A 26,009-nucleotide genomic window follows, 5' to 3' on the forward strand; every position below is an offset into this window, starting at 1 on the left:
GGACTGACTGGCCGGAGCTGATCGGCAGCGCACAAGGAAGGGGCCTCCCGCCGGCCGGAGGTCCGGGAGAGCGTCGGGTCCGTGTCTTTCAGGGACAATCCCTTTGGCGAGGTCAGGCTGCCCCTCCTGCTGGGCGCGGCGGCCGCCGCCGTGGTCGCCCTGGTCGTGGCCTTCGCCCTCCTCATGGCCGACCGTCGCCAGACCTACCAGGAAGGCGCCTACCACGCCCTGCGCAAGGCGTCTGACGGGGTCGTCGCCCCGGTGACCGGCGCCGTGGCGGCCCCGGTCCGCTGGCTGGGCGGCGTCGCCTCCGGGGTTGGCGACTACTTCTTCGCCGTGTCCGAGAACCGCCGCCTCAAGGCCGAGCTGGCCGCCGCCCGCGGCTTGCGCGACAAGGCCGCGACCCTCGAGGACGAGAACGCCCGCTACCGGGCCCTCCTGGGCATGGCCGTCGATCCGCCGGTCCCCATGGTCACCGCCCGCGCGGTCAGCGAGAGCCGGGGCCCCTACGCCAACACCCGCCTGATCAACGCCGGGGCGGACCGGGGCGTGAAGGTTGGCCATCCCGTTCTGAGCGAGAACGGCCTGGTGGGCCGGGTGATCGGGACCTCGCCCCGGGTCAGCCGGGTGCTCATGCTGACCGACGCCGCCTCCCGGACCCCGGTGATGATCCAGCGCACCCGCGCCCGGGCCATCCTGACCGGCGACGGCGGCTGGGCGCCGGAACTGGCCTACCTGCGCGGACGAGACGCCGCCCGCGACGGCGATCTTGTCCTGACGTCCGGGGACGGCGGGGTCCTGCCCCGGGGCCTCACGGTAGGGCGTGTCGTGAAGGGGCAGGATGGAGCCTGGCGCGTGCGCCTGGCCTCGGACGCGGCGCCCATCGACTTTGTCCGGGTCCTCCTCTTCGAGGACTTCGTGAAGCTTGAGGACCTGCGCGCCCTCAACCGCCCGGCTCCGCCGCCCCCGCCCACACCTGCGCCCCGGACCGCGCCGCCCGCCCTGGCCACGCCGAAGACGGAGCCGGCGGCGAAGCCTCCGACGCCCAGGGCGGCCCCCACAACCGCCCCCAAGCCCGTGTCCAAACCCGCCGGGGCCGCCCCGTGAGCGCCGTCGCCCGTCCGCTCCGGGTCTCGCGCTGGGTGGGCCTTCCCCTCCTCGCAGCCCTCCTGGCCAGCCTGCTCCTGGCCGCACCGATCCGAATCCTGGGCTTCCCGCTGCCTGAGCCGGTGACCCTGATGGTCCCCGCCTTCGCCTGGGCGATGATCCGGCCGGCGGCCTCACCCGCCTTCGCCCTTCTGCTCGGGGGGCTGGTCCTGGACGCGCTCTGGGGCGGACCGGCGGGACTCTGGCCTCTCGCCCTGCTGGCGGCCTATCTGCCGATCCTGGCCCTGCGGAACATCCTGGCTGGCCAGTCGCCCGTGGTGCTCTGGGCCTGGTTCGGCCTTGCCTGCCTGCTGGCCCAGGCCGTGGGATGGGCGATCACCGCCCTGGCCTCCGGGACGCCGCCCTCCCTCGCCGCCGCCGGCCTGCAATGGCTGGCCACCGTCCTTCTCTTTCCCGTCGCGGGCCAGCTTATCGAGCGCTTCCGCGACGCGGACGTGCGGTTCCGGTAGACGCCATGACCCAGCCGTCGATCATCCTTTCCGACGTCAACGCCCGGCAGAGCGTCTTCCACCGCCGCACCTTCCTCCTGGGCGGCGCCATCGCCCTCGGGGTTTCGACCCTGGCCGGCCGGCTCGCCTATCTCCAGCTGGCCGAGAACGCCCGCTACGCCAAGCTGTCGACCTCCAACCAGTTCAACTTCCGCCTGGTCCCTCCGCCCCGCGGGCTGATCACCGACCGCAACGGCGCGATCCTGGCGACAAACCGGCCGAACTTCCGCCTGCTCTACGCCCGGCAGAAGGACCAGGACCCCGAGGCCATGGTCGCCACCCTGGCCAACTACGTCCCGATGGACGACCAGCGTCGCCAGCGCGTCCTCAGGGACCTTGGCAACGCCCCCCGGAACACGCCGGTCGCCATCATGGAGGACATCACCTGGGAGCAGTTCTCCGCGGTGAACATCCGCACCACAGAGTTGCCCGGCGTGACGGCCGACATGGGGGAGGTGCGGGTCTATCCGCACGGCGGCGCCTTCGCCCACGTCATCGGCTACGTGGCCAAGGTGAACAAGGAGGACATCACCGAGACCGGCCCGAACGCCGAGCCCATCATGCTGCACCCCGGCTTCCGGATCGGCCGACAGGGCCTGGAGAAGGCGCTCGACCTTGAGCTCCGTGGCCGCCCCGGCGCCCAGAAGGTGGAGGTGGACGCCCGCGGCCGGCAGGTGCGGCTGGCTCCCGGCGGCGACATTCCCGCCACCCCGGGCAAGGAGGTCCAGCTGAGCCTCGACATGGACCTGCAACTGCGGGGCCTGGAGATGTTTGGTGAGGAGAGCGGGGCGGCGGTGCTGATGGACTGCGAGTCGGGGGACCTCCTGGCGATGGTCTCTGCGCCCAGCTTTGACGCCAACCGCTTTGTCCGGGGCCTCGGTGGAGCTGAGTACCGGGCCCTGGCGGAGTATGACCACAAGCCGCTGTTCAACAAGGCGCTGACCGCCACCTATCCGCCGGGCTCGACCTTCAAGACCCTGGTGGCGGTGGCGGCGCTGGAGCACGGCATCGATCCCGACATGACGGTGAACTGCCCCGGCTACTGGACATTCGGCAACCGTCGGTGGCGATGCGACGGGGTCCACGGGCGGACGAGCATGCACAACGCCATCGCCACTTCGTGCGACACCTACTTCTACATTGTCTCCCTGCAACTCGGCCCCGACAAGATCGCGGCCGTGGCCCGGCGCTTCGGCCTTGGCCAGGCCTACGACCTCGGCATTCCCGGCCAGAAGAAGGGGCTGATTCCCGACACCGAGTACAAGCGCCGGAACTTCCGGCGCGATCCGGTCTGGCATCCCGGCGAGACCCCCAGCATGGGGATCGGCCAGGGCTACACCTTGGTCACCGCCCTGCAGCAGTGCGTGGCGGCGGCGCGCATGGCCAATGGCCGCAAGGCCCTTGTCCCGCGCCTGATCCGCTCCGTGGGCGGAGTCCCAAAGCCCGACGCCGCCGAGGCTCCGGACCTGGGCTTCGACCCAGCTCACCTGGCCTTCGTCCGCGAGGCCATGGGCGCCGTGACCACCCGGGGCACGGCTGCCCGCACGGGCCAGATTGGACTGGGCGACATCCGGATGGCCGGAAAGACCGGGACGGCCCAGGGCTACAACTACAATGGCGGCCGTGGGGTCCATGGCACCAACGGTCCCTGGCATCTGCGCGACCACGCCTGGTTCGTCGGCTTCGCGCCCCACGATACGCCCCGCTATGCGGTGGCGGTGCTGGTCGAGCATGGGGGCTTCGGGGCGCAGGCGGCGGCCCCCAGAGCCCGGGACCTGATGCGCCTTGCCCTCCTGAAGGACCCGGAGCTTCGGGGCCGGATCGAGCGCCCCCCGGCGGCGGTCTCGGTGGCCGACAGCCGAGACCCGGCGCAGGGGGGTCCCGCATGAGCTTCGCCGGCCTCACCTCCCGCACCGAACGCGGCCGGCTGATCGACAAGGTCGTCCAGATCGACGGCGTCTTCTGCCTGGCCCTGATCCTGATCGCCGTGGCCGGCGCCCTGATGATGTTCTCCATCGCCGGCTCAAGCTGGGAGCCCTGGGCGGCCAACCACATCACCCGCTTTGGCGTCGCCTTCGTTCTCATGGCGGTGCTGGCGGTGATCGACCTCAGGGTCTGGGCGGCCATCGCCTACCCCCTCTATGCCATCAGCCTGATCCTCCTGGTGGCGGTGGAGCTGGTCGGCGACGTCCGGCTCGGCGCACAGCGGTGGCTGGACCTCGGGCCCCTGGGCAGCTTCCAGCCGTCAGAGATCATGAAACTGGGGCTCGTGCTCGCCCTGGGCCGCTTCTATCACGGCCTTTCGGCAGAGCGCGCCCGGCTGTCCTGGTGGCTGCTGGTTCCGGCCGCCATGATCGGCGTCCCGACCCTGCTCGTGGCGCACCAGCCCGACCTTGGCACCGCCATGCTGCTGGCCCTTACCGGCCTGACCGTGGTCATCCTGGCGGGCCTCTCGTGGAAGGTCATCTTCGCCGGCGCGGGCCTGGCCCTGGCCTCGCTGCCGCCCTTCATCCTCTTCGTCCTGCACGACTACCAGAGGCAGAGGATCCTGACCTTCATGAACCCCGAGAGCGATCCTTCGGGGACCGGTTACCACATCCTTCAGTCCAAGATCGCCCTGGGTTCCGGCGGCCTGCTGGGCAAGGGCTATGGCCTGGGCTCGCAGAGCCAGCTGAACTTCCTGCCCGAGAAGCAGACCGACTTCATCTTCGCCACCCTGGCCGAGGAGTTCGGCTTCCTCGGCTGCATGGCCGTGCTCTTCCTCTACGCCGCGGTGATCTTCATGGCCCTGCGCACCGCCTCCCTGGCGCATTCCCACTTCGGCCGCCTGACCGCCGCCGGCGTGACCTCTACCTTCGCCCTCTACGTGCTGATCAACGGGGCCATGGTGATGGGCATGGCGCCGGTGGTGGGCGTGCCCATGCCGCTGCTGTCCTACGGCGGCTCGGTCATGCTGACGGTGATGATCGGCTTTGGCCTGGTCCAGTCCGTGCGGGTGCACCGCTACACCGAGGTCACCGCCTCCAAGAGCTCGCTGATCTAGCGCCGCAGACCCCCTCCGTCGCGCTGCGCGCGCCACCTCCCCCTTGGGGGAGGAATTAGGAGTCAATTGCTCCCCTAAGGGGGAGCTCCCGGCGAAGCCGGGTGAGGGGGGCAACGGCGGTTCAGCTCCCGCCCTCCGCCAGGCTCCAGAGCTGGGAGCGGAGCGCCACCGCCGCCACGATCACCAGCATGCCCAGGCCCGGGAGAAGGATCGCTGCATGCGGGCCAATGGCGTGGGCCAGCACGCCGTACAGCACCGCGCCGGCAGGGGCCGCGCCCATATTGCCCAGGGTGAAGATCGAAAGAATCCGCGCCACCTTGTCCGGCGGCGAGAACCTCTGCACCAGCCCCCGGCCCAGGGTCATGGCCACGCCGCCGCCGAGTCCCCAGACGAAGTTGAGAACGCACAGCAGCCAGAAGGGCATGGGCAGGCTGCAGAGGATCAGGACGCACGCCCCGGAGAAGAGGGCCGCCAGGTAGACCCGGCCCTTGCGCCGGATCTCGCCCAGCCGGACCAGGACGGTCGCCGAAAGGATCGAGCCGATCCAGAAGGTCACGCTGAACACCCCGAGGGCGGCGGCGATCCGGGTCTGGGCCGAACCCGTCAGGTCAGAGGGGAAATAGTCCTGGACGATCAGCGGCAGAAGGACGGCGAAGGCGCCCATGAAGCAGACGCCCATGCCAATGGCGCAGACGATCACCGGGGCGATCACCGGCGAGGCGAAGGCGGCTCGAAAGCCCACGCTGATCTCGCTGGCCATGAATCCCAGGACACCGCCCTCCCGGACCTTCGGGGGCGCCGCCGGGCGGGGACGGATCCGCGTCGCCGCGCCCGCCGCCACCGCCATCATGGCGGCCTGCCCGAACAGGAGGGCCGGAAGGCCGACCAGGGGCGCCGCCGCCGCCGTCGCCATGCCGAGGACCTGTCCGCCGAACTGGGCCAGGGAGGCCATGCCGACGGCCTGCTGCATCCCGCCCGGCGCCACCCGGCTGAGGAGGGCGTCCCGGGCCGGCGTCACGAAGGCGCCGATGGTCCCGATCCCCAGGGCGTAGAGGATCAGGGTGGCGTAGGTCAGGTGACCCCCGGCCACGAAGACGCCGAGGCCCAGGAAGCTCAGGGCGCACAGGCCGCATCCGGCCAGGACGGTCAGCCGGGTGTCCGTCCGGTCCGCCGCATAGCCGCCCAGCAGGATCAACAGGACGGTCGGCAGTTGCATGGACATCTGCGCCAGGCCGAAGCGGATCTCGTTCTCCTGCAGGACCACCCGGACCAGGTAGGGGAAGAGCACCATCTGCAGGCCGAAGGCGAGGAACCAGGCACCCTGGGTGAAGAGGTAGCTGGGAAAGCCGGTCTGCGCGCCGGCCCCGGACGTCTCCGCTCCGGGTCCTGTCGCTTCGTTGGCGGACATGGGGGCGGGATCCTCGGAGTGCGACCGGGGCGCGCCGGGAGCGGCGCGCCTGTTGTGCTGATCCTAGGCGATCCCGCCGAGGCCGCCAGCCCGGAATCCGCGCGGTCGCGGGGCTTGCCTTGCGGCGGGCGGAAGGGTCTCTTGTATATTCCCAGGGAGGATCCGATGACCGAATTCACGACGATCGACGCCGGCGAGGTGAAGCTTCGCGCGGTGGTTCAGGGGCAGGGGCCTCTGGTCATCATGGTCCATGGCTTCCCGGAGAGCTGGTACTCCTGGCGCCACCAGATCGGCCCGGTGGCCGAGGCCGGCTTCACCGCCTGCGCCATCGACGTGCGCGGCTACGGCGGCTCGGACAAGCCGCATCCGGTGGCCGACTACGCCATGCCGCACAAGGTGGGCGACCTGGTGGGGGTGGCCGACGCCCTGTCGCCCGGCCAGCCGGCCATCCTCCTGGGCCATGACTGGGGCGCGCCCATTGTCTGGAACTCGGCCCTGTCGCGCCCTGACCGCTTCTCGGCGGTCGGCGCCCTCTCCGTACCCTGGACCGGGGTGGGGCAGAGGTCCTTCTCGGACGTCTTCAACGAGGTCTTCACGGCCCGGAACAAGTTCTTCTACCAGGCCTACTTCCAGAAGGAGGGCGTAGCCGAGGCGGAAGCGGAGGCCAACGTCCGCGACTTCCTGCGCAAGTTCTACTACGCCATCTCGGGCGATGCGCCGGACGGGACCTGGCCGAACAACAAGACCGCCGACGCCGCCCTGCTGGAGGGCCTGGTCGACCCCGATCCCTTCCCGGCCTGGATGACCGAGGCGGACCTCGACTACTACACTGCCGAGTTCGAGGCCTCGGGCCTGCGGGGGCCGATCAACCGCTATCGGAACCACGACCGGGACTTCGCCTGGCAGCAGGCCTTCAAGGACCGGAAGATCGAGCAGCCCGCCTTCTTCGTGGCCGGCAACCGGGACCTGGCCTTCAACATGCTGGGCCGGAGCGATCCCATCGAGCTGATGCGCGCCCAGGTGCCCAACCTGCAGGTGGCCGAGGTGCTGGACGGCTGCGGGCACTGGACCCAGCAGGAGCGCCCTGCCGAGGTCAACGCCCTGCTCATACCGTGGCTGAAGGGGCTGCGGGGCTAGAGCCGAAGGGCCGCCTCGGACGCACGCACAAGCCCGTCGATGATGCCGGGCTCGGTGGAGGCGTGGCCGGCGTCCCAGACGATCTCGAAGTTCGCCTTCGGCCAGGCTTTCTTCAGGGCCCAGGCGGTCTCCATGGGCGTGACCACATCATAGCGGCCCTGGACGATCCAGCCGGGGATGTCCGCCAGGACGTGGGCGTTCTTCAGGATCCAGCCGTCCTCGGGGAAGAAGCCGCGGTTGACGAAGTAGTGGCACTCGATCCGGGCGAAGGCGATGGCGAAGTCCACCTCGCCGAACTTGGCGGGCCGGCCTTCGGGGCCCCGGATGGAGATGGTGTCCCCCTCCCACTGGCTCCAGGCGGTGGCGGCGGCGGCCTTGGCGGCCTCGTCGCTTCCGATCAGCCGGCGATGGTAGGCGTGTAGAAGGTCGCCGCGCTCCTCGGGCGGGATGGGGGCCAGGTAGCGTTCCCAGGCGTCAGGAAAGAGGGCTGAGGCGCCATCCTGGTAGAACCAGCGCACTTCGCGCTCGGTCAGGGTGAAGATGCCCCGCAGGACCAGGGCCTCGACCCGCTCGGGGTGGGTGATGGCGTAGGCCAGGGCCAGGGTCGAGCCCCAGGAGCCTCCGAACACGGTCCATTTCTCGATCCCGAGCTGGACCCGCAGGCGCTCCATGTCCTCGATGAGCCGCCAGGTGGTGTTCTCCTCCAGGCTGGCGTTGGGGGTGGAGAGGCCGCATCCACGCTGGTCGAACAGCACCATCCGCCAGCGGTCGGGGTCGAAGAAGCGCCGCATGGTGGGATTGATCGCCCCGCCCGGCCCGCCGTGCAGGATGACGCAGGGCCGCCCGTCGGGCCGGCCGCATTCCTCGAAGTAGATCTCGTGGACGCCTTCGGTGGCCATGCGGCCCCGGGCAAAGGGCTCGACCTCCCGGAACAGGCCGCGACGGCCGGCGGAACTGGAAAAGGCGGGAGACCACGGATCGCTGCTCATGCCATCTCCTACCCCGCCGCCGACGCCCCCGGAACCCCTTCGCCGTTCACAGCGGGAAAGCCGTTGACCCCCTCAGTCGGCTTCGCCGACAGCTCCCCCTAGGGGGAGCAATGGCTCTCTAATTCCTCCCCATCAGGGGGAGGTGGGCCGCGAAGCGGGCAGGAGGGGGTCAGCGGCGGTTCAGCCCCCGAACTTCCGGCCCATCCAGTCGAGGATGTAGCGGTTCACCTCCTCCGGCTTTTCCTGCTGGGTCCAGTGGCCGGAGCCCATGACCAGGGCCTTTTCCAGGTCGGCGATGCGGTCCTCCATGCCGTCGGCCAGGGAGGGCGGCAGGACCGCGTCCTTCTCGGCGCAGATCATCAGGCAGGGGACGTGGTCGATGCGCTTGGGCAGGTGGGCCGAGCGCTCCCAGTTGCGGGTGAAGTTGCGGTACCAGTTGATGCCGCCGGTGAAGCCGGTGGCCGAGAATGTCTCGACGAAGGCGGCCAGTTCGTCGGGGGTCAGGAGCTGGTTGGCGGTGTCGGACTTGTCCCACTCGGCCAGCATGTCGCGGAAGGCGAAGGTGGAGGTGGTGGCGGGACCGGCGTCCTTGTCGATGCTGAGGCCGACGCTGGGCGGGGCGGGCATGTCCTCGGGCGGGCGGCGCATGAAGAAGCGCATGGTCTTGTCGACGTCCTTGCCGAGGGCGGCGTCGGCCTCGCCCGGCTTCTGGAACCAGACGATGTACATGTCCTCGCCGAAGGCGAAGCGCATGGAGGCGATGGGGTCGTAGTCGCCGCGCGGCGTGAAGGGGGTGTTGAGGCCGATCACCCCGGCCACCCGGTCGGGATGCATCAGGGCCATCTGCCAGACCACGAAGCCGCCCCAGTCATGGCCGCAGAACACCGCCTTCTCGATGCCGAGATGGTCCAGGAGGCCCACCAGGTCGGCGGCCAGGTGCTCCATGTCGTAGTCCTCGACCTTGTCCGGCCGGGAGGTCAGGCCATAGCCGCGCTGGTCCGGGGCGATGGCCCACTGGCCCGCGGCCTCGCAGGCCTTCAGCTGGTGGCGCCAGGAGAAGGCCAGCTCGGGAAAGCCGTGGCAGAAGACGATCGGCACGCCCTTGCCGCGGGCGACCTCGTAATGGGCCATGTCGATCCCGTTGACCTGGGCCTTGGCGACGGGGGGCATCTGGCGGGCGAGTGCGGACATTCAGGGGCTCCTGGAGAAACTTCCCCTATCTTGGCCAGACCCGGCGGGGGTATGGCAAGGGCCAGCGCGGGGGAAGGCGGCATGGCGACGGCGAGCGAAGGTGGGGCGGGAGCCAAGGGAACCGGCTGGGGCCTGGTGGTCCTGCTGGGCGCCCTGACGGCCTTTGCTCCCATGGGCATCGACATGTACCTGCCAAGCCTGCCGGCCATCGGCGCGGACCTGGGGGTGGATGCGGCCTATACCCAGATCACGGTCTCGGCCTTCCTGGCGGGCATGGCCATCGGCCAATTCTTCTATGGCCCGGCCTCGGACCGGCTGGGACGCAAGGGCCCGATCCTGGCGGGCGTCGCCCTGTTCGTCCTGGCCTCCTGCGCCTGCGCCCTGGCCCCCTCGGCGGAGTTCCTGGTCGCCGCCCGGTTTGTCCAGGCCCTGGGCGGCTGCGCCGGCGGGGTGGTGGCCCGGGCCGTCGTCCGGGACCGCTTCGACCACACCGAGACGGCGCGGATGCTGTCCCTCCTGACCCTCGTCATGGGCCTGGCGCCCATCCTGGCGCCCCTGCTGGGCGGCGTGCTGCTCCAGCTGGGCGGCTGGCGCGCCAACTTCTGGGCCCTCGCCGCCTTCGGCGTGGCGGTGGGCGCAGCGACCCTGTTCCGGCTGGAGGAGTCCCGGTCCGAGGCGACCGCCGTCCAGGCCCGCTCGGAGTCGCCCCTGGCCGCCCTCGGCGCCCTTCTGAAGGACCCGCGGATGGTGGGCTATGCCCTGGCGGGCGGACTGAACGGGGCGACCCTCTTCACCTGGATCTCGGCCTCGCCGGGCCTGCTCATCGGCGTCTGGGGCATCCCGGCCTCGCTCTTCGGCTGGGTCTTCGGTCTCAACGCCGCCGGGGTGATCGGCGCCGGCCAGCTCAACCGCCAGCTCCTGCTTCGCTACACACCGGAGCAGGTGCTGAGGGCCGCCAGCGCCTTTGGCGTGGTCGCCGCCGCCCTGCTGCTGGCCGCCGCCTTCACGGGCTGGGGCGGGATGTGGAGCGTCCTGCCCCTGATCTTCCTGGTCCTGTCCAGCTACGGCTTCATGGCCGGGAACACCATGGCGAGCGCCCTGAACGTCGACCCGCGCCGGGCGGGGTCCATCTCGGCCCTGATGGGCTCGGCCTCCTTCGCCACCGGCGCCCTGGCCTCGGCCCTGACCGGCGCCCTGGGCGACGGCTCGGCCCGGCCCGTCGCCGTGACGATGTTCCTCGCCATGACGGGTTCCGCACTGGCGCTGAGGACCCTGGCCCTGAAGGGGACGGCGCGGGTGTAGGGAGGGCGGGGGCGCCGTTGACCCCCTCCGTCGCGCTGCGCGCGCCACCTCCCCCTTGGGGGAGGAAAGAAGAGGTAATTGCTCCCCCAAGGGGGAGCTCCCGGCGAAGCCGGGTGAGGGGGTCAACGGCTGTCGGTTCGGTCCAGGTCCCGGGCCGAGACCGCCAGCCAGGCCCAACCGATCAGGAACAGGACCCCGCCGATCGGGGTGATGGCGCCCAGCCAGCGGGGGGCGCCGAAGGCCATGGCGTAGAGGGTCCCGGCGAAGATCACCGAGCCGGTCAGGAAGAATGCCGGCGCGAAGCGGGCGCGGGGGGCGCCCATGCCCATCAGAGCCGCCGAGGCGAAGGTCGCCATGGTGTGGCAGAAGGCGTACTGCGACCCGGTGCGGATCCACTCCGCGGCCTTGGGGTCCTTCACAGCGTGGGCTGCGAAGGCGCCCATGGCGATGGCGGAAAGGCCGTTCAGGGCGGCCAGGGCCAGCCAGTCGCGCCTGGCGAGCCCCTTCACGCCCAGAGGCCCGGCCGCCGTCCGGCCCAGGGCGCCTCGCGCTCGAGCTGGCCGGCCAGGCGGAAGAGGGTGGCCTCGTCGGCGTAGCGGGCGGTGAACATCATGCCGACCGGCAGGCCGTCGGCGGTGGTCTCCAGGGGCAGGGACAGGGAGGGCTGGCCGGAGAAGTTGAAGGGCGGGGTGAAGGGGAAGACCTGGCCCTGGCGCCGGTTGACCTCCTTCGGCTCGAGGTTGACCGGGTCGATGAAGCCGATCTCCGGCACCGGGGTTCCCAGGACCGGCGTCAGGTGGACGTCGCGGTCCCGGAAGGCGGCCAGGGTCGCCCGGTTCAGCATCCGCAGCTCCTGCAGGGACCGCAGGGCCATCTCGCCGGTCACCTTGCGCCCGCCCTTGAGGGAGACCCAGGTCAGGGGCTCCAGCTCGTCGGGCTCGGGCTCGCGGCCGATCTCGTCGATGAGCCGGGCCATGCCGGCGGCGAAGTTGGCGCCCGAGACGGGCCCCCGGGCGGCGTAGAGGGCGCGGTAGTCGATGCCCAGGCCCTGCTCGACCACGTCGTGTCCGAGGCGGCGCAGGAGGTCGGCGGTGCGCTCCAGGGCCGCCTGGACCTGGGGGTCGATGGGCCGGCCGGAGACGGTTTCGGAGGACCAGGTGATCCGCAGGCGGCCCGGCGCCCGGCCCACCTCGGCGAGGTAGGGGCCGGCCTTGGGCGGGGCGGGATAGGGGCTGTCGGGCTCGGGCCCGTCTGTCGCGTCCAGCATGGCGGCGCTGTCGCGCACGGTGCGGGTGACCACGTGGTCAACCACGAAGCCGGCGGCGTAGTCGAAGCCGTCCGGCAGGTTCGGCACCCGGTCGCGGGTGACCTTCAGCCCCACCAGTCCGCAGCAGGCTGCGGGGATGCGGATCGAGCCCAGGCCATCGCTGGCGTGGGCCATGGGGACCATGCCGGAGGCGACGGCCGCCGCCGACCCGCCTGAGGATCCCCCGGCGATGTGGCCGGGGTTCCAGGGGTTGCGGCAGGGGCCGAGGAGGGCGCTCTCCGTCGTGCCGGTGATGCCGTATTCCGGGGTGTTGGTCTTGCCCAGGGGAATGACGCCGGCCCGGCGGTAGCGGGCGGTCAGGCCGCCGTCCTCGCGGTCGACGATATGCCGGGCGAAGCGGCTGCCCGAGGTGCGCGGCCAGCCGGCCACGGGCATGGCCAGGTCCTTGATCAGGAAGGGCACGCCCCGGAAGGGGCCGTCCGGCAGGTCGCCCAGCGCCTGTCGCCGGGCTTCCTCGAAGGCGGTGTGGACCACGGCGTTCAGGACGGGATTGCGCCGCTCGATGATGGCGATGGCCGCGTCCACGGCCTCCAGGGGCGTCGTCTCGCCCTTGCGGATGGCCTCCGCCAGGCCAAGGCCGTCGAGGTCGGCGTACGCTTCGGGGGTCATGGGTTCACCGGGTCTGGGAAAGGAAGGCCATCTTGGCCACGGGGGCGAGGCCGGGGGCGGCGGCGCGGAGTTCGGCGAAGGACGCCTCGGCGGCGTCGAGGGCCTGGTCGATGTCCGCCTCGGTCATGGCGTCGCAGAGGAACATGTTGTGCCAGGGGTGGACATAGACCCCCTTGGCCAGCATGGCGCTGGACCAGAAGAAGCCCTTCCTCAGGTCGGGGTCCTCGTCGAACAGGAACAGGGGCATCTGGCCGGGTCCGGTGATGCGGAAGCCAAAGCCCGCCGCGTCCGCCCGCTCCGACAGGCCAGAGGCGAGGCGCTCGCCCAGGGTCTCCAGCCGCTCCAGGTAGTCGGTCTCGCGGATGCGGCGCAGGACCTCAAGGGACGCGGCCATGGGGGCGGCCTGGTACCAGAAGGAGCCGGTGGCGTAGATGGCCTCGGCCCCCTTGCGGGCGCTGTCCGAGCCCAGGAGGGCCGAGAGGGCGTGGCCGTTGGCCAGGCCCTTGCCCCAGGTGGACAGGTCCGGCTCGACCCCCAGGTGCGACCAAGAGCAGTCCCGGCTGAGGCGGAAGCCGGCGCGCACCTCGTCCAGCACCAGGAGAGCGCCCGTGCGGTCGCACAGCTCGCGGGCGCGGGCGGCGTAGGCGGCCTCGGGCTCGGCCTGGTCGATGAAGGCGTCGTGCCGGAAGGGCGCGGCGAAGATGGCGGCGAGGTCGTCCCCCGCCTCGGCCACCGCCGCCTCCAGGCTGGCCACGTCGTTGTAGTCGCACAGGATCTGGTGCGCCCGGTCGCTCTCCAGCACCCCGGCGGTGCGCGGCGTGCACCAGGGGGTGGAGCCGTGATAGGCGCCCCGGGCGCGGATCACCGTCTTGCGGCGGGTCTGGGCCCGGGCGACGGTCAGGGCCATGGTCGTGGCGTCGCCGCCGTTCTTGCAGAACAGGGCCCAGTCGGCGTGGCCGACCATGTCGACCAGGGTCTCGGCCAGCTCGACCATCACCGGGGCGGGGCCGGTCAGGGTGTCGCCCTGCCGCAGCTGGGCGATGAAGGCCGCATCGATGGCCTCGTCGCCATAGCCGAACAGGTTGGGGCCGTAGGCGCACATCAGGTCCAGGACCTTGCCGCCGTCGGCGTCCCACAGGTGGGCGCCCTTGGCCTTCACGAAGTACTGGGGATAGTCGTCCGGCAGGAGGGCGGTGGACTGGTGGCCGAACATCCCGCCCGGGATCACCACCTCGGCCCTCGCCCTCAGGGCCCTGTCATTGCGTCGGTCCATGGCGGCCTCCCTTGCTGGGCCCATCCTGTCCGCGACAGGCCCCTGTGCGCAAGCGGCAAGGCCGTTGACCCCCTCCGTCCCGGGGCTTGCGCCCCGGTCCACCTCCCCCTGGGGGGAGGAATGAGAGCGCCAATTGCTCCCCCAAGGGGGAGCTCCCGCCGGAGGCGGGTGAGGGGGTCAGCTGGGCCGCCGCCCTAGGTTCAGGTGCGGCGGGTTTCCAGGAGCTCGGAGAGGTTGCGCACGGCCCGGGCGAGGTCGGCCAGTTCCTGTTCCTTCAGGGCGTCCAGCTTCTGATGGAGGAGCTCGATCTCCAGCTCGGCCTTCACGTTGACCTGGTAGTCGGTCTCGGCCTTGCGGCGGTCGATGTCCTGCTGCCGGTTCTGGCTCATCAGGATGAAGGGTCCCGCATAGGCGGCCTGGAAGGACAGGGCCAGGTTCAGCAGGATGAAGGGGTAGGGGTCCCAGTGGTGGATCCAGGCGAAGACGTTGAGGCTTACCCACAGGGCCATCAGCACCGACTGGACGATGATGAAGGGCCAGGAGCCGATGGTGGCGGCTACGGTGTCGGCCACCCGCTGGCCGAGGGCCGCGCCGTCCGGGTTTTCTCCGCTCTCGCGCAGGTTCCGCCGCTGGCGGCGCAGTTCGGCAAGCAGCCGGGTCTCGGCGTCCTGGATGCGGGTATTGAGGTCCGGCATGGGGGCTCCTGTCTAAGGACCGCCCATTCCTTTCAGGTCCGGGGCCCGGGGCCAAGCCCGGGCGGACCCGGGGGTCAGGAGCCGCCGAAGCCGAAGCGCCAGGTCAGGCCGGTGGAGACGGTGACGGCGTCACGGGAGCCCTTCCGGACCAGGGGGCTGTCTGCGATCTCGCCCAGTCGCCGGTCCCAGCTGGCCTCGACCTGGAGCATGGCCCGGTCATTGAGCGCCCGGCCCCAGCTGGCGGCGAGCCCTGCGCTGGCCAGTCCCCCGTCCGGTGCGTAGGCGGCCAGTTTCCCGCCGGAGGCGGCGGCCTCGGCGGGGGTCACGCCAAACCAGGTCCGCGCATAGTCCCCGCCGACCAGGTCTATCCGCGGGCCCGCCGCCAGGACGGTCTTCGGCGACGGAGCCCAAAGAATGTCCGCCCCGGCGCGGGCGGTCAGGCCGCTGTAGCCCTTCACGCCCGTCCTGACTTCGGCGAAGGCGCGCCAGGACTTGCGGTTCACACCGGCGCCGAGCCCGAGGCCCAGGGTCCAGTCGAGATCGCGCATGCCGGTGAGGTCCGCCTGGTCCGAGGCCTTCCGCTCGCCCTCGAACCGGACGGAGGGATAGACAATCACGCCTTCCGCCGGCCCGTTGCCGACGACGCCCACTCCCGGGAGCTTGAGCCGCTCGAGGCCGAAAAGGGGCCGGGCGCGCAGGGCCGTCTCGTCCGCCCCCGGGTAACGGGGGAGGAGGCGTGCGGCGATCCCGAGATCGACGACAAGGTCGCCGGCGGGCAGGGGCATGGCCGCCGGCGGGGGCAGGGAGGGATCGGCCAGGGCGGGCGGGGCGGCGAAGGCCAGTGACAGGGCGCCGATGAGGCCGGCTCTTGCCGGGAGGGCCGTCTGCAACCGGGACATGGGCGCGTCTCCTCTCCGAGCTCCGGCAGGAGGGCCGGGCCCGGTATCTGGCGACATTCCCCTCCCGCCGCAAGCACCCGCTCCGCACATTCGGGACCGGCCGCACGGCCGTGTTGAAGCCACAAGGGCCGCAGTGAGGGGGTCAACGGCGGCTCGGCAGACCCCCTCCGGCCCGCTGCGCGGTCCACCTCCCCCTGGGGGGAGGAATTACAGCGCCCATTGCTCCCCCAAGGGGGAGCTCCCGGCGAAGCCGGGTGAGGGGGTCAACGACGCCTCAGCTGACCCCTCTGTCTCCCGGGGTTCGGCGGGGCGACTATCGCTCGATCAGGGGCGGGAGGGTCCAGTCTCCCCGCAGGGCGGTCTCACGCGGGCCATAGAAGCGGCCCACGAAGAAGAAGGGCCCCTTGGGCGTGGGGAGCCAGTTCGACTCCTTGTCCTTCCCGGGGCTCTCGGCCTGCAGGTAGATCTCGAGGGACCCGTCGGCGCCGGTCTTCAGGCCCGGGGTCCGGTCGCCGATCGAGTAGCGGTTGATCGGGTTCGGCACCAGGTAGCGTTCCGGCAGGCCGTACATGGTGATGGACCAGAAGTCGTTGACCGGCGGGAGCTGGCCGGGCTCGAACCTCAGGAGCCAGTTGCGCGAGCCGTCGAGGACCTTGCCGGCCTTGTCGGTCTGCTGGCTGCCGTAGAGCGCTTCTTCCTTGCTGTTGCCGTAGATGCCCAGCAGGGCGCCGGCGTTGCGCCGGTAGACGTAGTCCTTGCCCAGGAACTCCCGGGTCCCGAAGAGATCCATTGAGGTCTTCTCGGCCTGGGCCCGGGCCTTCAGCTCGGCGGCGGCCTCGGCCACGCCCTCTTCCATGGCCTTGCGGATGGCGGGATCGAGGCCCGCGGCGTTAAAGGGGCGACCCGGGCCGACGCCGATCCGGGCGAACCTGGCGCGCATGTCGACCTCGGACGGGACGGTCGGCATCAGCGGCAGGAGGGCGTTGATGTAGGGGATGAAGCCCAGTCCCTCGGCCCTGGCGCGGTCATAGGGCGGCCAGTCCACGGGCGGCTTGGCGGGCGGCGCCTTCCTGCCGGTGAACTTCGAGAGCGGGGTCAGCCTGTACTGGGACTGGACGGCCTGCATGGCCGGGATGTCGTCGGGACCGCCCTCGATGGCCGTCCGGGTGAGGGTGCCGACGATCTCGGTCTCGGACCGGAAGACCGCCTTGATCCCCTTGGGAACGGTTCCCTTCCAGCGTGGCCCGGCGAACAGGTAGTCGCCGGCCTCCCGGCCAGTCGACCGCACCCCGGTGTAGGCGAAGTTGTGGGTGTAGAGGTCGAACCACTGGTTCACGTAGTAGCGCTTGGGCACCGCCGGCAGGGACAGGACGATGGGCTCGGCCCGGAGGTCCAGCCAGGCCCAGCTGTAGGGCGTGTCATTGTTCGGCGTGACGATGTCCTTGTCGTTGGGCGTCGCCAGGCGGGAGAAGTGCCGGAAGCGGTTGAAGCCGCCGACATAGCCGGGGGCGTCCTTGTTCACCGCCTGGGCGTAGAGGGTCTGGTAGCCCTCGATCGGGGCGAAGGACCACGCCCAGGCCTCCTTGGCGATGGCCTTGGCCTCGGCGGGCGTCAGGGCCGTAGCGGCCGACGCGGCGCCGGGCGCCAGGGACAGGGCGATGGCGGAGGCGGCGAGGCCAAGGACCTCGCGCCGGCGGGTGGAGGGGATAAGGCTCTTGGTCACTTTGTCACCTGCTCGAAATCGTTCAGTTGCCAGCTCTTGGCGAAGTAGGCCTCGGTGGGTCCATAAAACCGGAAGTAGGCGAACCAGCCCTTGCCAGGCGTGGTCTGGATCCAGTTGGCGGCGCCCTCGGGCCTGACGGGGCCGAAGGTCACGTCGACGGAGCCGTCGGCGTTCTTGACCAGGTCCGGCTTGCGCGAGCTGATGTCGGCGGCGCCCTGGGGCGTGACCAGCGGGCCGCGGGTCACGTTGTCATACAGGGTGATCGACCAGAACTGCTTGACCGGCGGGGCGGGGTCGACGCGGATCTTGTAGGTCTTGCCGCCATCCAGCCAGGCGCCGGCCTTGTCCTTGGAGGATTCCAGGTAGACCTGGCCGAAGCCCAGCACGCGGCCCTGCATGCCCACGGACATGCCGATGGCCTCGTAGAACCAGGAGCCGCGCTGGTCGAACTGGACCCGGTCCTTGTTCGGGGTCTCCTGGTCGAGTTCGAACATCACCGCATATTCCCAGTGCTTGTCCGGATAGACAGTGGCGCCGGCGAAGCGCTTGTCGAAGGCCACGGTGCGGGACATCAGCTCGCCGACCTTCGCCGCCTCGGTCAGGATCTTCGTCTGGCGGGCGTCGGGGCTGAAGGGCTTGCCGGGCTGGATCCCCAGGGGCTCGAGCATGCCGAACATGGTCCGGTCGCGGGGGGCGACCGGCTCGTTGGCGTAGAGTTCCGCCAGCAGGCGCCAGTACTCGAGGGTGTCCGGCTGGGCGGAGGTCCAGGGACGGCCGGCGACGGTGGCGTACCGGGTCTCGCCCGGCGCCGCGCGGTTCGCCCAGGCGTAGATCTTGTGCTTGCGGACCGTCGCCTCGGCGACGGCCTTGTCCGGGTCGAGGCCCCGGGTCCCGAACCAGACCTGGTTGGTGGGTGACCGGACGACCCGGTAGCCGGCCGGATTGAGGGCCTCACCGCCCGGCGGCAGGATGAGGTACTTGCCGCCCGCGCCCTTGTCGGGGCCAGTCTGGCCCATGTCGGTGATGGGCTGCTGCCAGATGTCCAGGACGCCGCCTGCCGTGGCTCCGGCCGGGACTTCGACCACGAGGGGGCCGTCCCTGGCCAGGTCCCAGAAGCTGAAGGCGTAGAGGGTGGTGATGTTCGGGGTCAGCATCCCCGCCTTGTCCTTGAGGTCCTGGTACAGGAGGATCTCGCCGTTCTTGACCCCGAGGGTCTTGGCCTGGGCGTCGTAGAGCGCCTTGAAGCCCACCGCTGGCAGGGCCCAGATGTAGGCCTGGGTGGCCCGCTGGAAGTCCATCTCGTCGTACAGCTTGTCGGCGGTCTCCTTGGTCGGGTAGCCGTTTTCCAGCTTCAGGGCGCCGAGGCGGGTCGCCACCTCGTTCGCGGAACCCGCGGAATCCGGCGCCTGCGAGCAGGCTACAAGGGCGAGGACGCCCGTGGCCAGGCCCGCCGCCAGGACGGACTTCATTGAAGGACCGAAAGCCATGGTGAACCTCCCTTGGTGACTATGGTTGCCGGAGGCTAACCGCGTTGTTGGCGGGGGGATGTCGCGATATAGACAATTTCGATCCGGCGAGGGAGGCGGCTCTGGACAAGTCTGAAGCCATTGCGAGGGTCTCGGAAACCGGTTGGCTGGCCCGCCAGACGCCCGAGTTCCGCAAGGTCTTTCTGGAACGGGTGTCCTTGAGGAGGTACGCCGCCGGCGCGGCCATCTTCCGGGCCGGGTCGCCGCCGGCGGGCATGTTCGGCCTGGTCGAAGGCCAGTGGAGCCTCCAGACGCCGCCTTCTGACGTGATGATCTCCGTCCAGGGCGTAGGGCGCTGGGCGGGCGAGGCCGCCGCAATGCGGCGCCAGTCGACCATGATCTCGATCCACGCCCTGACGGCCTGCCGGGTCCTGCATCTCAGCCAGTCCGACTTCGAGATCGTGATCCGTGACCCTGAGTGCTGCCGGACCATCGCGGCCCTGACCGCCGAGGGCCTGGGCGAGGCGGTGATCGTGGTCTCCAACCTGGTCCAGCCCAATGGCGAGCTGCGGGTCGCCCAGCGGCTCCTGACCTTCGTCGGTCTCTACGGGGATGACCGGCGGGTCTTCACCGACATCTCCCAGGCCGACCTCGCCACCATGTGCGGCCTGTCCCGGCAGACCCTGAACAAGGTGCTGATGGCCTTCCAGGAAGCGGGCGTCATCACCACGGCCTATCGGCGGCTGGAGATCCTGGACCTCGAAGCCTTGCAGCGCATCGCCTACCGTCCGCTCCCCTAGCGGGCACGGGCTCCGACTCGCGCTAGCCGGGGACATGCCCACCGCCCTTCGCCTCGGCCTGGTCTACGCCGCCCTCTACGTGGGCAATGGCGCGAGCACGCCCTTCATGCCGGTCTGGCTGAGCGAGCGGGGGCTGACGGGCGCCCAGGTGGGACTGGTCCTCTCCCTGCCCATGCTTCTGCAGATCGTGACCTCGCCGGCCCTGGCGGTCTGGGCCGACCGGTTCCGCCTGCGCCGGACGCCCATCGCCTGGCTGGCCGCCGGGACCTGCGCGGCCTACCTGGCCCTGTCGGGGCTGCATAACCTCGCGGGCCTGGCGGCGGCCTGGCTGCTGGCGGCCAGCCTCTACCTGGCCCTGCCGCCCCTGATCGACGTCATCACCCTGGACCGTGCGGCCCGGGAGGGCTTCACCTACGGCCTGCCGAGGGGACTGGGTTCCCTGGCCTACATCGCCGCTGCGGCCCTCGTGGGCGGGCTGGTGACCGCGGTTTCCGTGGATATCGCCCTGGGATGGATGATCCTCGCCGCCGTCCTGACGGCCCTGGGCGCCCGCTTCCTCCTGCCCCCGGACCCGGCCCCCGGACCCGGGGCGGCGGCGGACGGCCAGGGTGGGCTGGCGGGCCTGAAGACCCTGGTCCGGGACCCGGTCTTCCTGCTGGCGGTGGGGTCGGCGGGCCTGATCCAGTCGGCCCACGCCTTCTACTACGCCTTCTCCGCCCTGGCCTGGAAGGCGCAGGGCCTGCCCGAGAACCTGACCGGCCTGCTCTGGGGCGTCGGCGTGGCCGTGGAGGTGGTCTTCCTCTGGTTCGGCGCCGGCCTGCAGAGGCGGCTGGGGGCGAAGAACCTGCTGGTGATCGGCGGGGCGGCGGGGGTTTTGCGCTGGACCCTGCTGGCCTTTGCGCCGCCCCTCTGGGCCCTGGTCCCGCTGCAGGCCCTCCACGCCCTGACCTACACGGCGGTTTTCCTGGCCTCGATCCAGCTGGCGGCCCGGCTCTCGGGACCGCAGACCGCCTCGGCCGCCCAGTTGATCAACGCCGCCCTGCAGGGGGGCGTGCTCTGCGGCCTGGCCACCCTGGCCTCGGGGCCGCTGTTCGATGCGGTGGGCGCCAAGGGCTACCTCGCCATGGCCGTGATGGCGGCCGCGGGCCTGGCCGGCGCCTTCGCCCTCTACCGGCTTCCTCGCCTGAAGGGCTGAACCTTGCCTGCGCGTTGGCCGGTTCTCCAGACCGGTCGCCGTTGACCCCCTCCGGCCCGCATTCGCGGTCCACCTCCCCCTTGGGGGAGGAATTAGGAGGTAATTGCTCCCCCAAGGGGGAGCTCCCGGCGAAGCCGGGTGAGGGGGTCAATCCCCGTCGCCGCTGACCTCCCCCTTGCGTCCGGCCGGGCTTCGAGGACTATGGCCGCCCAGAGATCCAGAAGCGGGAGGAGTTCCCATGCGCGCAATTCAGGTTTCCGAGCCCTGGGGCGTCGACCGCGTCGAGGTGGTCGAGCGTCCCGAGCCCAAGCCGGGCCATGGCCAGGTCCTGGTGCGGATGAAGGCGGTCTCGCTGAATTACCGAGACCTGTTGATGGTGGGCGGGGTCTACAGCCGCGGCCCGGCCATGGCGGGGACCATCACCCCCTTCTCCGACGGCTGCGGCGTGGTCGAGGCGGTGGGCGAGGGCGTCACGCGGGTGAAGCCCGGCGACCGGGTCTCGACCCTTTTCTTCCAGAACTGGACCTCGGGCCGGGCGACCGTGGAGAAGCTGACCAGCGCCCTGGGCAGCCCCATCCCGGGCGCAGGGGCCGAGCTGCAGGTGTTCAGCCAGGAGGGGGTCTCGAAGGTCCCCGACTTCCTGACCGACGAGGAGGTCTCGACCCTGGCCTGCGCCGGCCTCACCGCCTGGCGGGGCCTGTTCGAGGACGCCCGCCTGGAGCCCGGCGACACGGTGGTGCTGCAGGGGACGGGCGGGGTGTCGATCTTCGGCCTGCAGTTCGCCCACGCGGCGGGCCTGAGGACCATCGTCACCTCGTCGTCCGACGCCAAGCTGGAGCGCGCCCGCCTGCTGGGCGCCGACCACCTGATCAACTACCGGGCGACCCCGGAATGGTCGCGTCCGGTGCGGGAGGCCACCGGCGGGGTCGGGGCGGACTTCATCATGGAGGTCGGCGGCGCCGGCACCATCCACCAGAGCCTGAGGGCGGTGCGGATCGGCGGCCACATCGCCATCATCGGCGTGGTGGCCGGGGCGGGCGAGGGGGTCAATCCCGGGGTCCTGATCGGCAACAACGCCAAGCTCCAGGGCCTGTCGGTGGGCTCGCGCGAGATGTTCGAGGCCATGTGCCGGGCCATCGCCCTGCACGGCATCCGCCCGGTCGTGGACAAGGTCTTCCCCTTCACCGAGGTGCGCGAGGCCTTCCGCGCCATGCAGGCCGGCGAGCACTTCGGAAAGATCGTCCTGACCTTCGGCGCCTGACCGTGGCCGGGCCTGAACTGATCCGCGCCGTCCTGCCCTCGCCCCTGGGGGACCTGGTCGTGATCGCCGATGCGGGCGGCGGGCTCCACGGCCTCGACTTCGCCGGCGACGACGGGCGGCTGGACCGGCTGGTCGCCCGCTACTGGCCCGGCGCCCGGGTGAAGGCGGGCGAGGCCCCGGCGGCGGTGGCCAGCGCCCTGTCGGCCTATTTCGCGGGGGACCTCCAGGCCCTCGACAGCCTTGAGGTCGCAGAGGGCGGCACCGCCTTCCAGCGCCAGGTCTGGGCGGCCCTGAGGCGCATCCCCGCCGGCGCCGCCTGGAGCTATGCCGACCTCGCCCGGGAGGTGGGCCGGCCCGCCGCCGTGCGCGCCGTGGGCCAGGCCAACGGCGCCAACCCGGTCGGCCTGGTGCAGCCCTGCCACCGGGTGGTGGCCTCGGGCGGGGGCCTGGGCGGCTACGCCGGCGGGCTGGAGCGCAAGTCCTGGCTCCTGGCGCACGAAGGTGCAGGCCTCCAGGTTCATCCGGCTTGAAAACCTTGTAAAACAGAGAGTTGGGACACCTTCCTAAGAAACCCCCCGGTGGTGCGGCCCAAAGCCTGTGAAAGCGCCGAAGAGTCGGCTTTCTCAAGGCGTAGCTTCGTGGTTAAGTCCTTTCCGTAGCGGATGAATTCGGCGCCGGCTGAAGCTTCCGCGCTGCCTTCCGGAAGCCCGCCGACATGTCCAATCCCGCTGAAGACCGCCCCACGACTGAAGTCGAGGCCGACGCCGCTGTCGAGGCGACTGCCGAGGCCGCTGTCGAGGCGGCGGCGCCCCGGCCCGCGCCGGAGGCCGCGCCCGAGCCCGAGCCCGAGCCCGAGCGCCAGTCCGAGCCCGCCCCGCCGGTCTTCGCGGCGGCCCCGTCGCCCGTGCGCCGCCGGCCGGCGAAGGCGCCTTCCGACGCCCCGGCCTGGCTGGCGGCGGCCTTTGTCTCCATCCTCTGGGCCCTTGCGCCCATCGCCTTCGCCCTCGGCTACCGGCAGGGCAAGTCACCCTTCGACCACGACCCCTTCGTCCTGTTGATCCTGGCCGCCATGGCCCTGGGCCCGGCGGGCCTGGTCTGGGTGGCCGCCAGCCTCTTCGTCGAGGGCCGGCGCCTGCGCCGCGAGAGCGGGCGGGCCGCGCGCCTAGCCGACGAGATGGTCGCCCCGGCGGTCGCCGCGGGCATCAGCGCCGGCGAGATCGCCACCGGTCTGCAGGCCGAAGTCGCCCGGGCCGGGGAGGCCGCCGAGCGCATGGCGCGCCAGCTCGAGGGCCTGCGCGCCGCCATGGAGGCCGAGGCGGGCCGTCTGGACGCCGCCGCCCGCACGGCGGGGTCCGCCGCCGGCGAGATGGCCGCGGGCCTGGGCCGCGAGCGCGAGCGGCTGGAGGGGCTGGCCTCGGGCCTCGATGCCCGGACCACCGCCGTCACCGACGCCATCGCCCGGCAGGCGCGTCTGGTGGGCGAGGTCTCGGACCTGGCCGAGACCCAGCTGCGCGAGGCCGAAGCCGCCTTCACCGCCGGTTCGACCGGATTCACCGACGCCGCCGGCCGGCTGGCCGACTCCGCCCGCGCCGCCGGGGAGACCCTGGGCCAGCAGGCCGTCCGCCTGGAGGGGGCGGGCGCCAGCCTGGCCGAGCACATGTCCGGGGTGGAGCGCACCCTGGAGGCCCGGCGCACGGGCATACTCGCCGCCGCCCAGGCCCTGCGCGCCGAGCAGGAAGGCCTGGCCGCCGAGGGTGAGGCGCATCTGGCCCGTCTTTCCGAGGTGGGCGGTCAGGCGCGCCTGTCCGCCGCCGACATGCGCGACTCCGCCCTCAAGGGGGCGAGGCCCTGTCGTCCCTGATCCAGGAGGCCGCCGCCCATTTCCGCGAGTTCGCCGACGCCGCGCGGGCCGAGCGCGACGAGTTCGGCCAGTCCACCCGCCACGCCCTGGAGGCTGTCGCCCGAGCCGCCGCCGAGGAGCGCCAGAGGCTGGAGGCCCAGACCCGCGCGGCCATCGAGGCCCTCAGCGCCGCCGCCGAGGAAACCCGCAAGGCCGCCGACCGCAACGCCGACGCCGCCCGCGCCCATGTGGACCAGCTGGCCGAGGCCGCCTTCTCGGCTGGCCAGAAGGCCAACCAGGTCTTCGAGACCCGGCTGGAGGAGGCGCGCGGCCTGATCAGCCGCTCGGCCCAGATGGTGGAGGAGGCGGGCGACGCCACGGCCCGCCGGCTGGAGCAGGGCGCCTCGGCCGCCCGCCGGACCCTGGATGAGCTGGCCGGCATCCTGTCCCGCATCGAGGACCGCGCCGCCAGCCTTCCGGAGCGGGCCCGCACCCAGGCCGAACAGGTTCGCGAGGCCGTCTCCGAGAGCATGGACGGCCTGATGGACCAGGCCCGCCGCACGGCCGCCGAGACCCAGGCCATCGACGCCGCCTTCCAGGACCGGGTCCGCCGCAATTTCGAGATGCTGAGCGAGGCCGTGAAGATGATGGGCTCGGTGGCCGCCGCCGGAGGCGCCCCGGTCCCCTCCGCCGTAGGCGCCCCGATCCCCGCGGCGGCGGCGGAGCCTCCTGCGCCCAAGCCGGCCCCGCCGCCCGTCGCCGCGCCCACGCCCGCTCCGGCGCCTGAGGCGGCCGAGGCCGGCCGCCGGCGTCTGAAGCTGACCCCCGCCGCCCCGGCGGATGACGCCGCCTTCGCCGAGATCTTCGAGGCGGCTGGCGGACCGCCCGAGGCCCTGGAGGGCCTGCGCCTCGATCCGGCTCCCGCCACGCCGCGCCCGGCCAGCGGCGCCGGGCCCGCCCGCACGCCGCCGGCGGGGGGCGGATGGACCTGGCGGGACCTGCTCTCGACGGTGGACGCCGACGGCCAGAGGACGGGGCCGGAGGTGGAGTCCATGGACTTCCTGGCTGACGAGATCCGCGCCCTCGGCATTGATCCCACGGTGCTCCTGCCCGTGACCCGGGTGGACGAGCTTTCGAGCATGATCACCGACGGACAGGGGGACCTGGCCCGGGAGACCGTGCGCCGCCTCGCCCCCGCCGCCACCCGCAAGCTGGCCCGCCGGCTGCTGGAGGAGCCGCGCATGCGCCGGTCGGTCATGGACTTCCTGGCCCGCTACCAGACCGAGATCGAGACCGCCAACCGCCGCGACCGCTCGGGCCGCGAGGTCGGGGCCCTGCTCTCCACCGAGGCGGGGCGGCTCTACCTCCTGGCCGAGGCGGCGGCCGGGGACACCGTGTGAGGCGCGCCATGCCAGGCCGGATCCTTCTCGCCGCCGTCGCCGTGCTGCTGGTCGCCGCCAGCCCTGCGCCCAAGGCGGGCGGGGTTTCGGTGAAGACCGCGGACTATGACTTCGCCTACCGCTGGCCGGCGGAGGTGGAGGCCATCCCGGCCCTTCGCGCCAGGATGGCGGCGGAACAGTCCGAGCTGCGCCGCAGCCTGGCCAGCGACGCCGGCGAGGCCCGCCGGGCGGCTGCGGCCGATCCGGACCTGCGCTTTGTTCCCTTCCAGTACGCGGCGGAGTGGAAGGTGGTGACCAACCTGCCGGGCTGGCTCAGCCTGTCCCAGGCGGTCAGCACCTACGAGGGCGGGGCGCATCCGAATTCGGGCTTCGACTCCCGGGTCTGGGACCGCACCGCCGGGGTGGCGCGCATGCCCCTGGACCTCTTCGTCTCAGCCCAGGCCCTGGACGCGGCGATCCGCGGGCCTTTCTGTGAGGCCCTCGACCGCGAGAGGGCGGTGCGCCGGGGCGAGCCCGTGGACCGGGCCAGCGGGGACGACTTCGACGCCTGTATCGCCCCATCGGAGCAGACCCTGATCCTGGGCTCCTCGAACCGGAAGACCTTCAACCGGATCGGCCTGCTGGTCGGGCCCTATGCGGCCGGGCCCTACGCCGAGGGCGCCTACGACATCACCCTCCCGGTCACCCCCGCGGTGTTGCAGGCGGTGAAGCCGGAGTTCCGGGCGGCCTTCGGGCCCTAGACGGGGTCGAGCCTGAAACCGACCCTATTGCCGCCGATCGGGTGGGCGTTCCGGGG

At 71.6% G+C, this 26,009-nt stretch carries 24 protein-coding genes; 13 read left to right on the forward strand and 11 right to left on the reverse strand.

The window, feature by feature from the left end; translation table 11 throughout:
• Positions 1-81: 81 nt before the first annotated feature.
• From mreC to rodA, 4 genes are read left to right on the forward strand one after another with little or no spacing between them, the layout of a single operon-like run.
• Positions 82-1,107 carry a rod shape-determining protein MreC gene (mreC, locus tag HYN04_RS04250; protein WP_110449604.1) on the forward strand — a complete coding sequence of 342 codons (1,026 nt, stop codon included), beginning with the start codon at positions 82-84 and terminating at the stop codon, positions 1,105-1,107.
• The gene (locus HYN04_RS04255; protein WP_110449605.1) at positions 1,104-1,616 is read left to right on the forward strand and encodes a hypothetical protein; all 513 of its coding nucleotides are present in this window, start codon (positions 1,104-1,106) and stop codon (positions 1,614-1,616) included. The genes mreC and HYN04_RS04255 overlap by 4 nt, the downstream gene beginning before the upstream one ends.
• A 5-nt stretch (positions 1,617-1,621) precedes the next feature.
• Positions 1,622-3,544, forward strand: coding sequence for a penicillin-binding protein 2 (mrdA, locus tag HYN04_RS04260; protein ID WP_110449606.1), 1,923 nt, complete (start codon positions 1,622-1,624; stop codon positions 3,542-3,544).
• A complete protein-coding gene (rodA, locus tag HYN04_RS04265; RefSeq protein ID WP_110449607.1) occupies positions 3,541-4,698 on the forward strand; it encodes a rod shape-determining protein RodA in 1,158 nt (385 codons plus the stop codon). Before mrdA ends, rodA begins: the two co-directional genes overlap by 4 nt.
• A gap of 121 nt (positions 4,699-4,819) precedes the next feature.
• Here the strand turns inward: rodA and HYN04_RS04270 are convergent, their stop codons facing one another.
• Positions 4,820-6,106, reverse strand: coding sequence for an MFS transporter (locus HYN04_RS04270; protein WP_110449608.1), 1,287 nt, complete (start codon positions 6,104-6,106; stop codon positions 4,820-4,822).
• Between the two features lie 165 nt (positions 6,107-6,271).
• Here HYN04_RS04270 and HYN04_RS04275 point away from each other — a divergent pair, with 165 nt between their 5' ends.
• The gene (locus tag HYN04_RS04275; protein WP_110449609.1) at positions 6,272-7,243 is read left to right on the forward strand and encodes an alpha/beta fold hydrolase; all 972 of its coding nucleotides are present in this window, start codon (positions 6,272-6,274) and stop codon (positions 7,241-7,243) included.
• Here the strand turns inward: HYN04_RS04275 and pip are convergent.
• Together pip and HYN04_RS04285 are read right to left on the reverse strand one after the other, a co-directional pair.
• Positions 7,240-8,232, reverse strand: coding sequence for a prolyl aminopeptidase (pip, locus tag HYN04_RS04280; RefSeq protein WP_110449610.1), 993 nt, complete (start codon positions 8,230-8,232; stop codon positions 7,240-7,242). The two genes, HYN04_RS04275 and pip, sit on opposite strands and share 4 nt — an antisense overlap.
• 180 nt (positions 8,233-8,412) lie before the next feature.
• On the reverse strand, positions 8,413-9,423 hold the full coding sequence (locus HYN04_RS04285) for an alpha/beta fold hydrolase (RefSeq protein ID WP_110449611.1): 1,011 nt from the start codon (positions 9,421-9,423) through the stop codon (positions 8,413-8,415).
• 81 nt (positions 9,424-9,504) lie between these two features.
• On the opposite strand from HYN04_RS04285, the gene HYN04_RS04290 reads away from it, so the two are divergent.
• Positions 9,505-10,725, forward strand: a complete 1,221-nt coding sequence (locus tag HYN04_RS04290) for a multidrug effflux MFS transporter (protein ID WP_110449612.1) — start codon at positions 9,505-9,507, stop codon at positions 10,723-10,725.
• Between the two features lie 122 nt (positions 10,726-10,847).
• Here HYN04_RS04290 and HYN04_RS04295 read toward each other — a convergent pair whose 3' ends face one another.
• The 7 genes from HYN04_RS04295 to HYN04_RS04325 all read right to left on the reverse strand — a co-directional run bounded on the left by HYN04_RS04295 (position 10,848) and on the right by HYN04_RS04325 (position 18,738).
• Positions 10,848-11,234 (reverse strand): DUF423 domain-containing protein, encoded by a 387-nt coding sequence (locus HYN04_RS04295; protein ID WP_241962693.1) that lies wholly within the window; start codon positions 11,232-11,234, stop codon positions 10,848-10,850.
• Positions 11,231-12,661, reverse strand: coding sequence for an amidase (locus HYN04_RS04300; RefSeq protein ID WP_110449613.1), 1,431 nt, complete (start codon positions 12,659-12,661; stop codon positions 11,231-11,233). Before HYN04_RS04300 ends, HYN04_RS04295 begins: the two co-directional genes overlap by 4 nt.
• A gap of 4 nt (positions 12,662-12,665) precedes the next feature.
• Positions 12,666-13,934: an aminotransferase class III-fold pyridoxal phosphate-dependent enzyme gene (locus tag HYN04_RS04305; RefSeq protein WP_110449614.1), complete on the reverse strand. Its 1,269-nt coding sequence runs from the start codon at positions 13,932-13,934 to the stop codon at positions 12,666-12,668.
• Between the two features lie 200 nt (positions 13,935-14,134).
• Complete coding sequence (locus HYN04_RS04310; RefSeq protein WP_110449615.1) at positions 14,135-14,629, reverse strand: DUF1003 domain-containing protein; 495 nt, start codon at positions 14,627-14,629, stop codon at positions 14,135-14,137.
• A gap of 74 nt (positions 14,630-14,703) precedes the next feature.
• A complete protein-coding gene (locus HYN04_RS04315; protein WP_162599533.1) occupies positions 14,704-15,528 on the reverse strand; it encodes a MipA/OmpV family protein in 825 nt (274 codons plus the stop codon).
• A 313-nt stretch (positions 15,529-15,841) separates the two neighbouring features.
• Positions 15,842-17,251 (reverse strand): DUF1254 domain-containing protein, encoded by a 1,410-nt coding sequence (locus tag HYN04_RS04320; RefSeq protein WP_199285993.1) that lies wholly within the window; start codon positions 17,249-17,251, stop codon positions 15,842-15,844.
• Positions 17,248-18,738, reverse strand: a complete 1,491-nt coding sequence (locus HYN04_RS04325) for a DUF1254 domain-containing protein (protein WP_110449617.1) — start codon at positions 18,736-18,738, stop codon at positions 17,248-17,250. The genes HYN04_RS04320 and HYN04_RS04325 overlap by 4 nt, the downstream gene beginning before the upstream one ends.
• Before the next feature lie 197 nt (positions 18,739-18,935).
• Here HYN04_RS04325 and HYN04_RS04330 point away from each other — a divergent pair, with 197 nt between their 5' ends.
• The 5 genes from HYN04_RS04330 to HYN04_RS04350 all read left to right on the forward strand — a co-directional run bounded on the left by HYN04_RS04330 (position 18,936) and on the right by HYN04_RS04350 (position 23,834).
• Complete coding sequence (locus HYN04_RS04330; protein WP_162599534.1) at positions 18,936-19,517, forward strand: Crp/Fnr family transcriptional regulator; 582 nt, start codon at positions 18,936-18,938, stop codon at positions 19,515-19,517.
• Positions 19,518-19,551: 34 nt separating this feature from the next.
• Entirely contained in the window at positions 19,552-20,712 is a 1,161-nt protein-coding gene (locus tag HYN04_RS04335) for an MFS transporter (protein WP_110449619.1), read from the forward strand.
• Positions 20,713-20,950: 238 nt separating this feature from the next.
• Complete coding sequence (locus HYN04_RS04340; RefSeq protein WP_110449620.1) at positions 20,951-21,973, forward strand: zinc-dependent alcohol dehydrogenase family protein; 1,023 nt, start codon at positions 20,951-20,953, stop codon at positions 21,971-21,973.
• A 2-nt stretch (positions 21,974-21,975) separates the two neighbouring features.
• Positions 21,976-22,503, forward strand: a complete 528-nt coding sequence (locus tag HYN04_RS04345; protein ID WP_110449621.1) for a methylated-DNA--[protein]-cysteine S-methyltransferase — start codon at positions 21,976-21,978, stop codon at positions 22,501-22,503.
• 185 nt (positions 22,504-22,688) lie between these two features.
• On the forward strand, positions 22,689-23,834 hold the full coding sequence (locus HYN04_RS04350; RefSeq protein ID WP_110449622.1) for a hypothetical protein: 1,146 nt from the start codon (positions 22,689-22,691) through the stop codon (positions 23,832-23,834).
• On the opposite strand, the gene HYN04_RS13405 is transcribed toward HYN04_RS04350, so the two are convergent.
• A complete protein-coding gene (locus HYN04_RS13405; protein ID WP_162599535.1) occupies positions 23,765-24,061 on the reverse strand; it encodes a hypothetical protein in 297 nt (98 codons plus the stop codon). The two genes, HYN04_RS04350 and HYN04_RS13405, sit on opposite strands and share 70 nt — an antisense overlap.
• Between HYN04_RS13405 and HYN04_RS04355 the strand changes: the two genes are divergently transcribed.
• Complete coding sequence (locus HYN04_RS04355; RefSeq protein ID WP_110449623.1) at positions 24,062-25,213, forward strand: hypothetical protein; 1,152 nt, start codon at positions 24,062-24,064, stop codon at positions 25,211-25,213.
• Between the two features lie 8 nt (positions 25,214-25,221).
• A complete protein-coding gene (locus HYN04_RS04360) occupies positions 25,222-25,953 on the forward strand; it encodes a PdaC/SigV domain-containing protein (protein WP_110449624.1) in 732 nt (243 codons plus the stop codon).
• Positions 25,954-26,009 lie beyond the last annotated feature (56 nt).

Source organism: Phenylobacterium parvum (genome assembly GCF_003150835.1).
GTDB classification, from domain to species: Bacteria; Pseudomonadota; Alphaproteobacteria; order Caulobacterales; family Caulobacteraceae; genus Phenylobacterium; species Phenylobacterium parvum.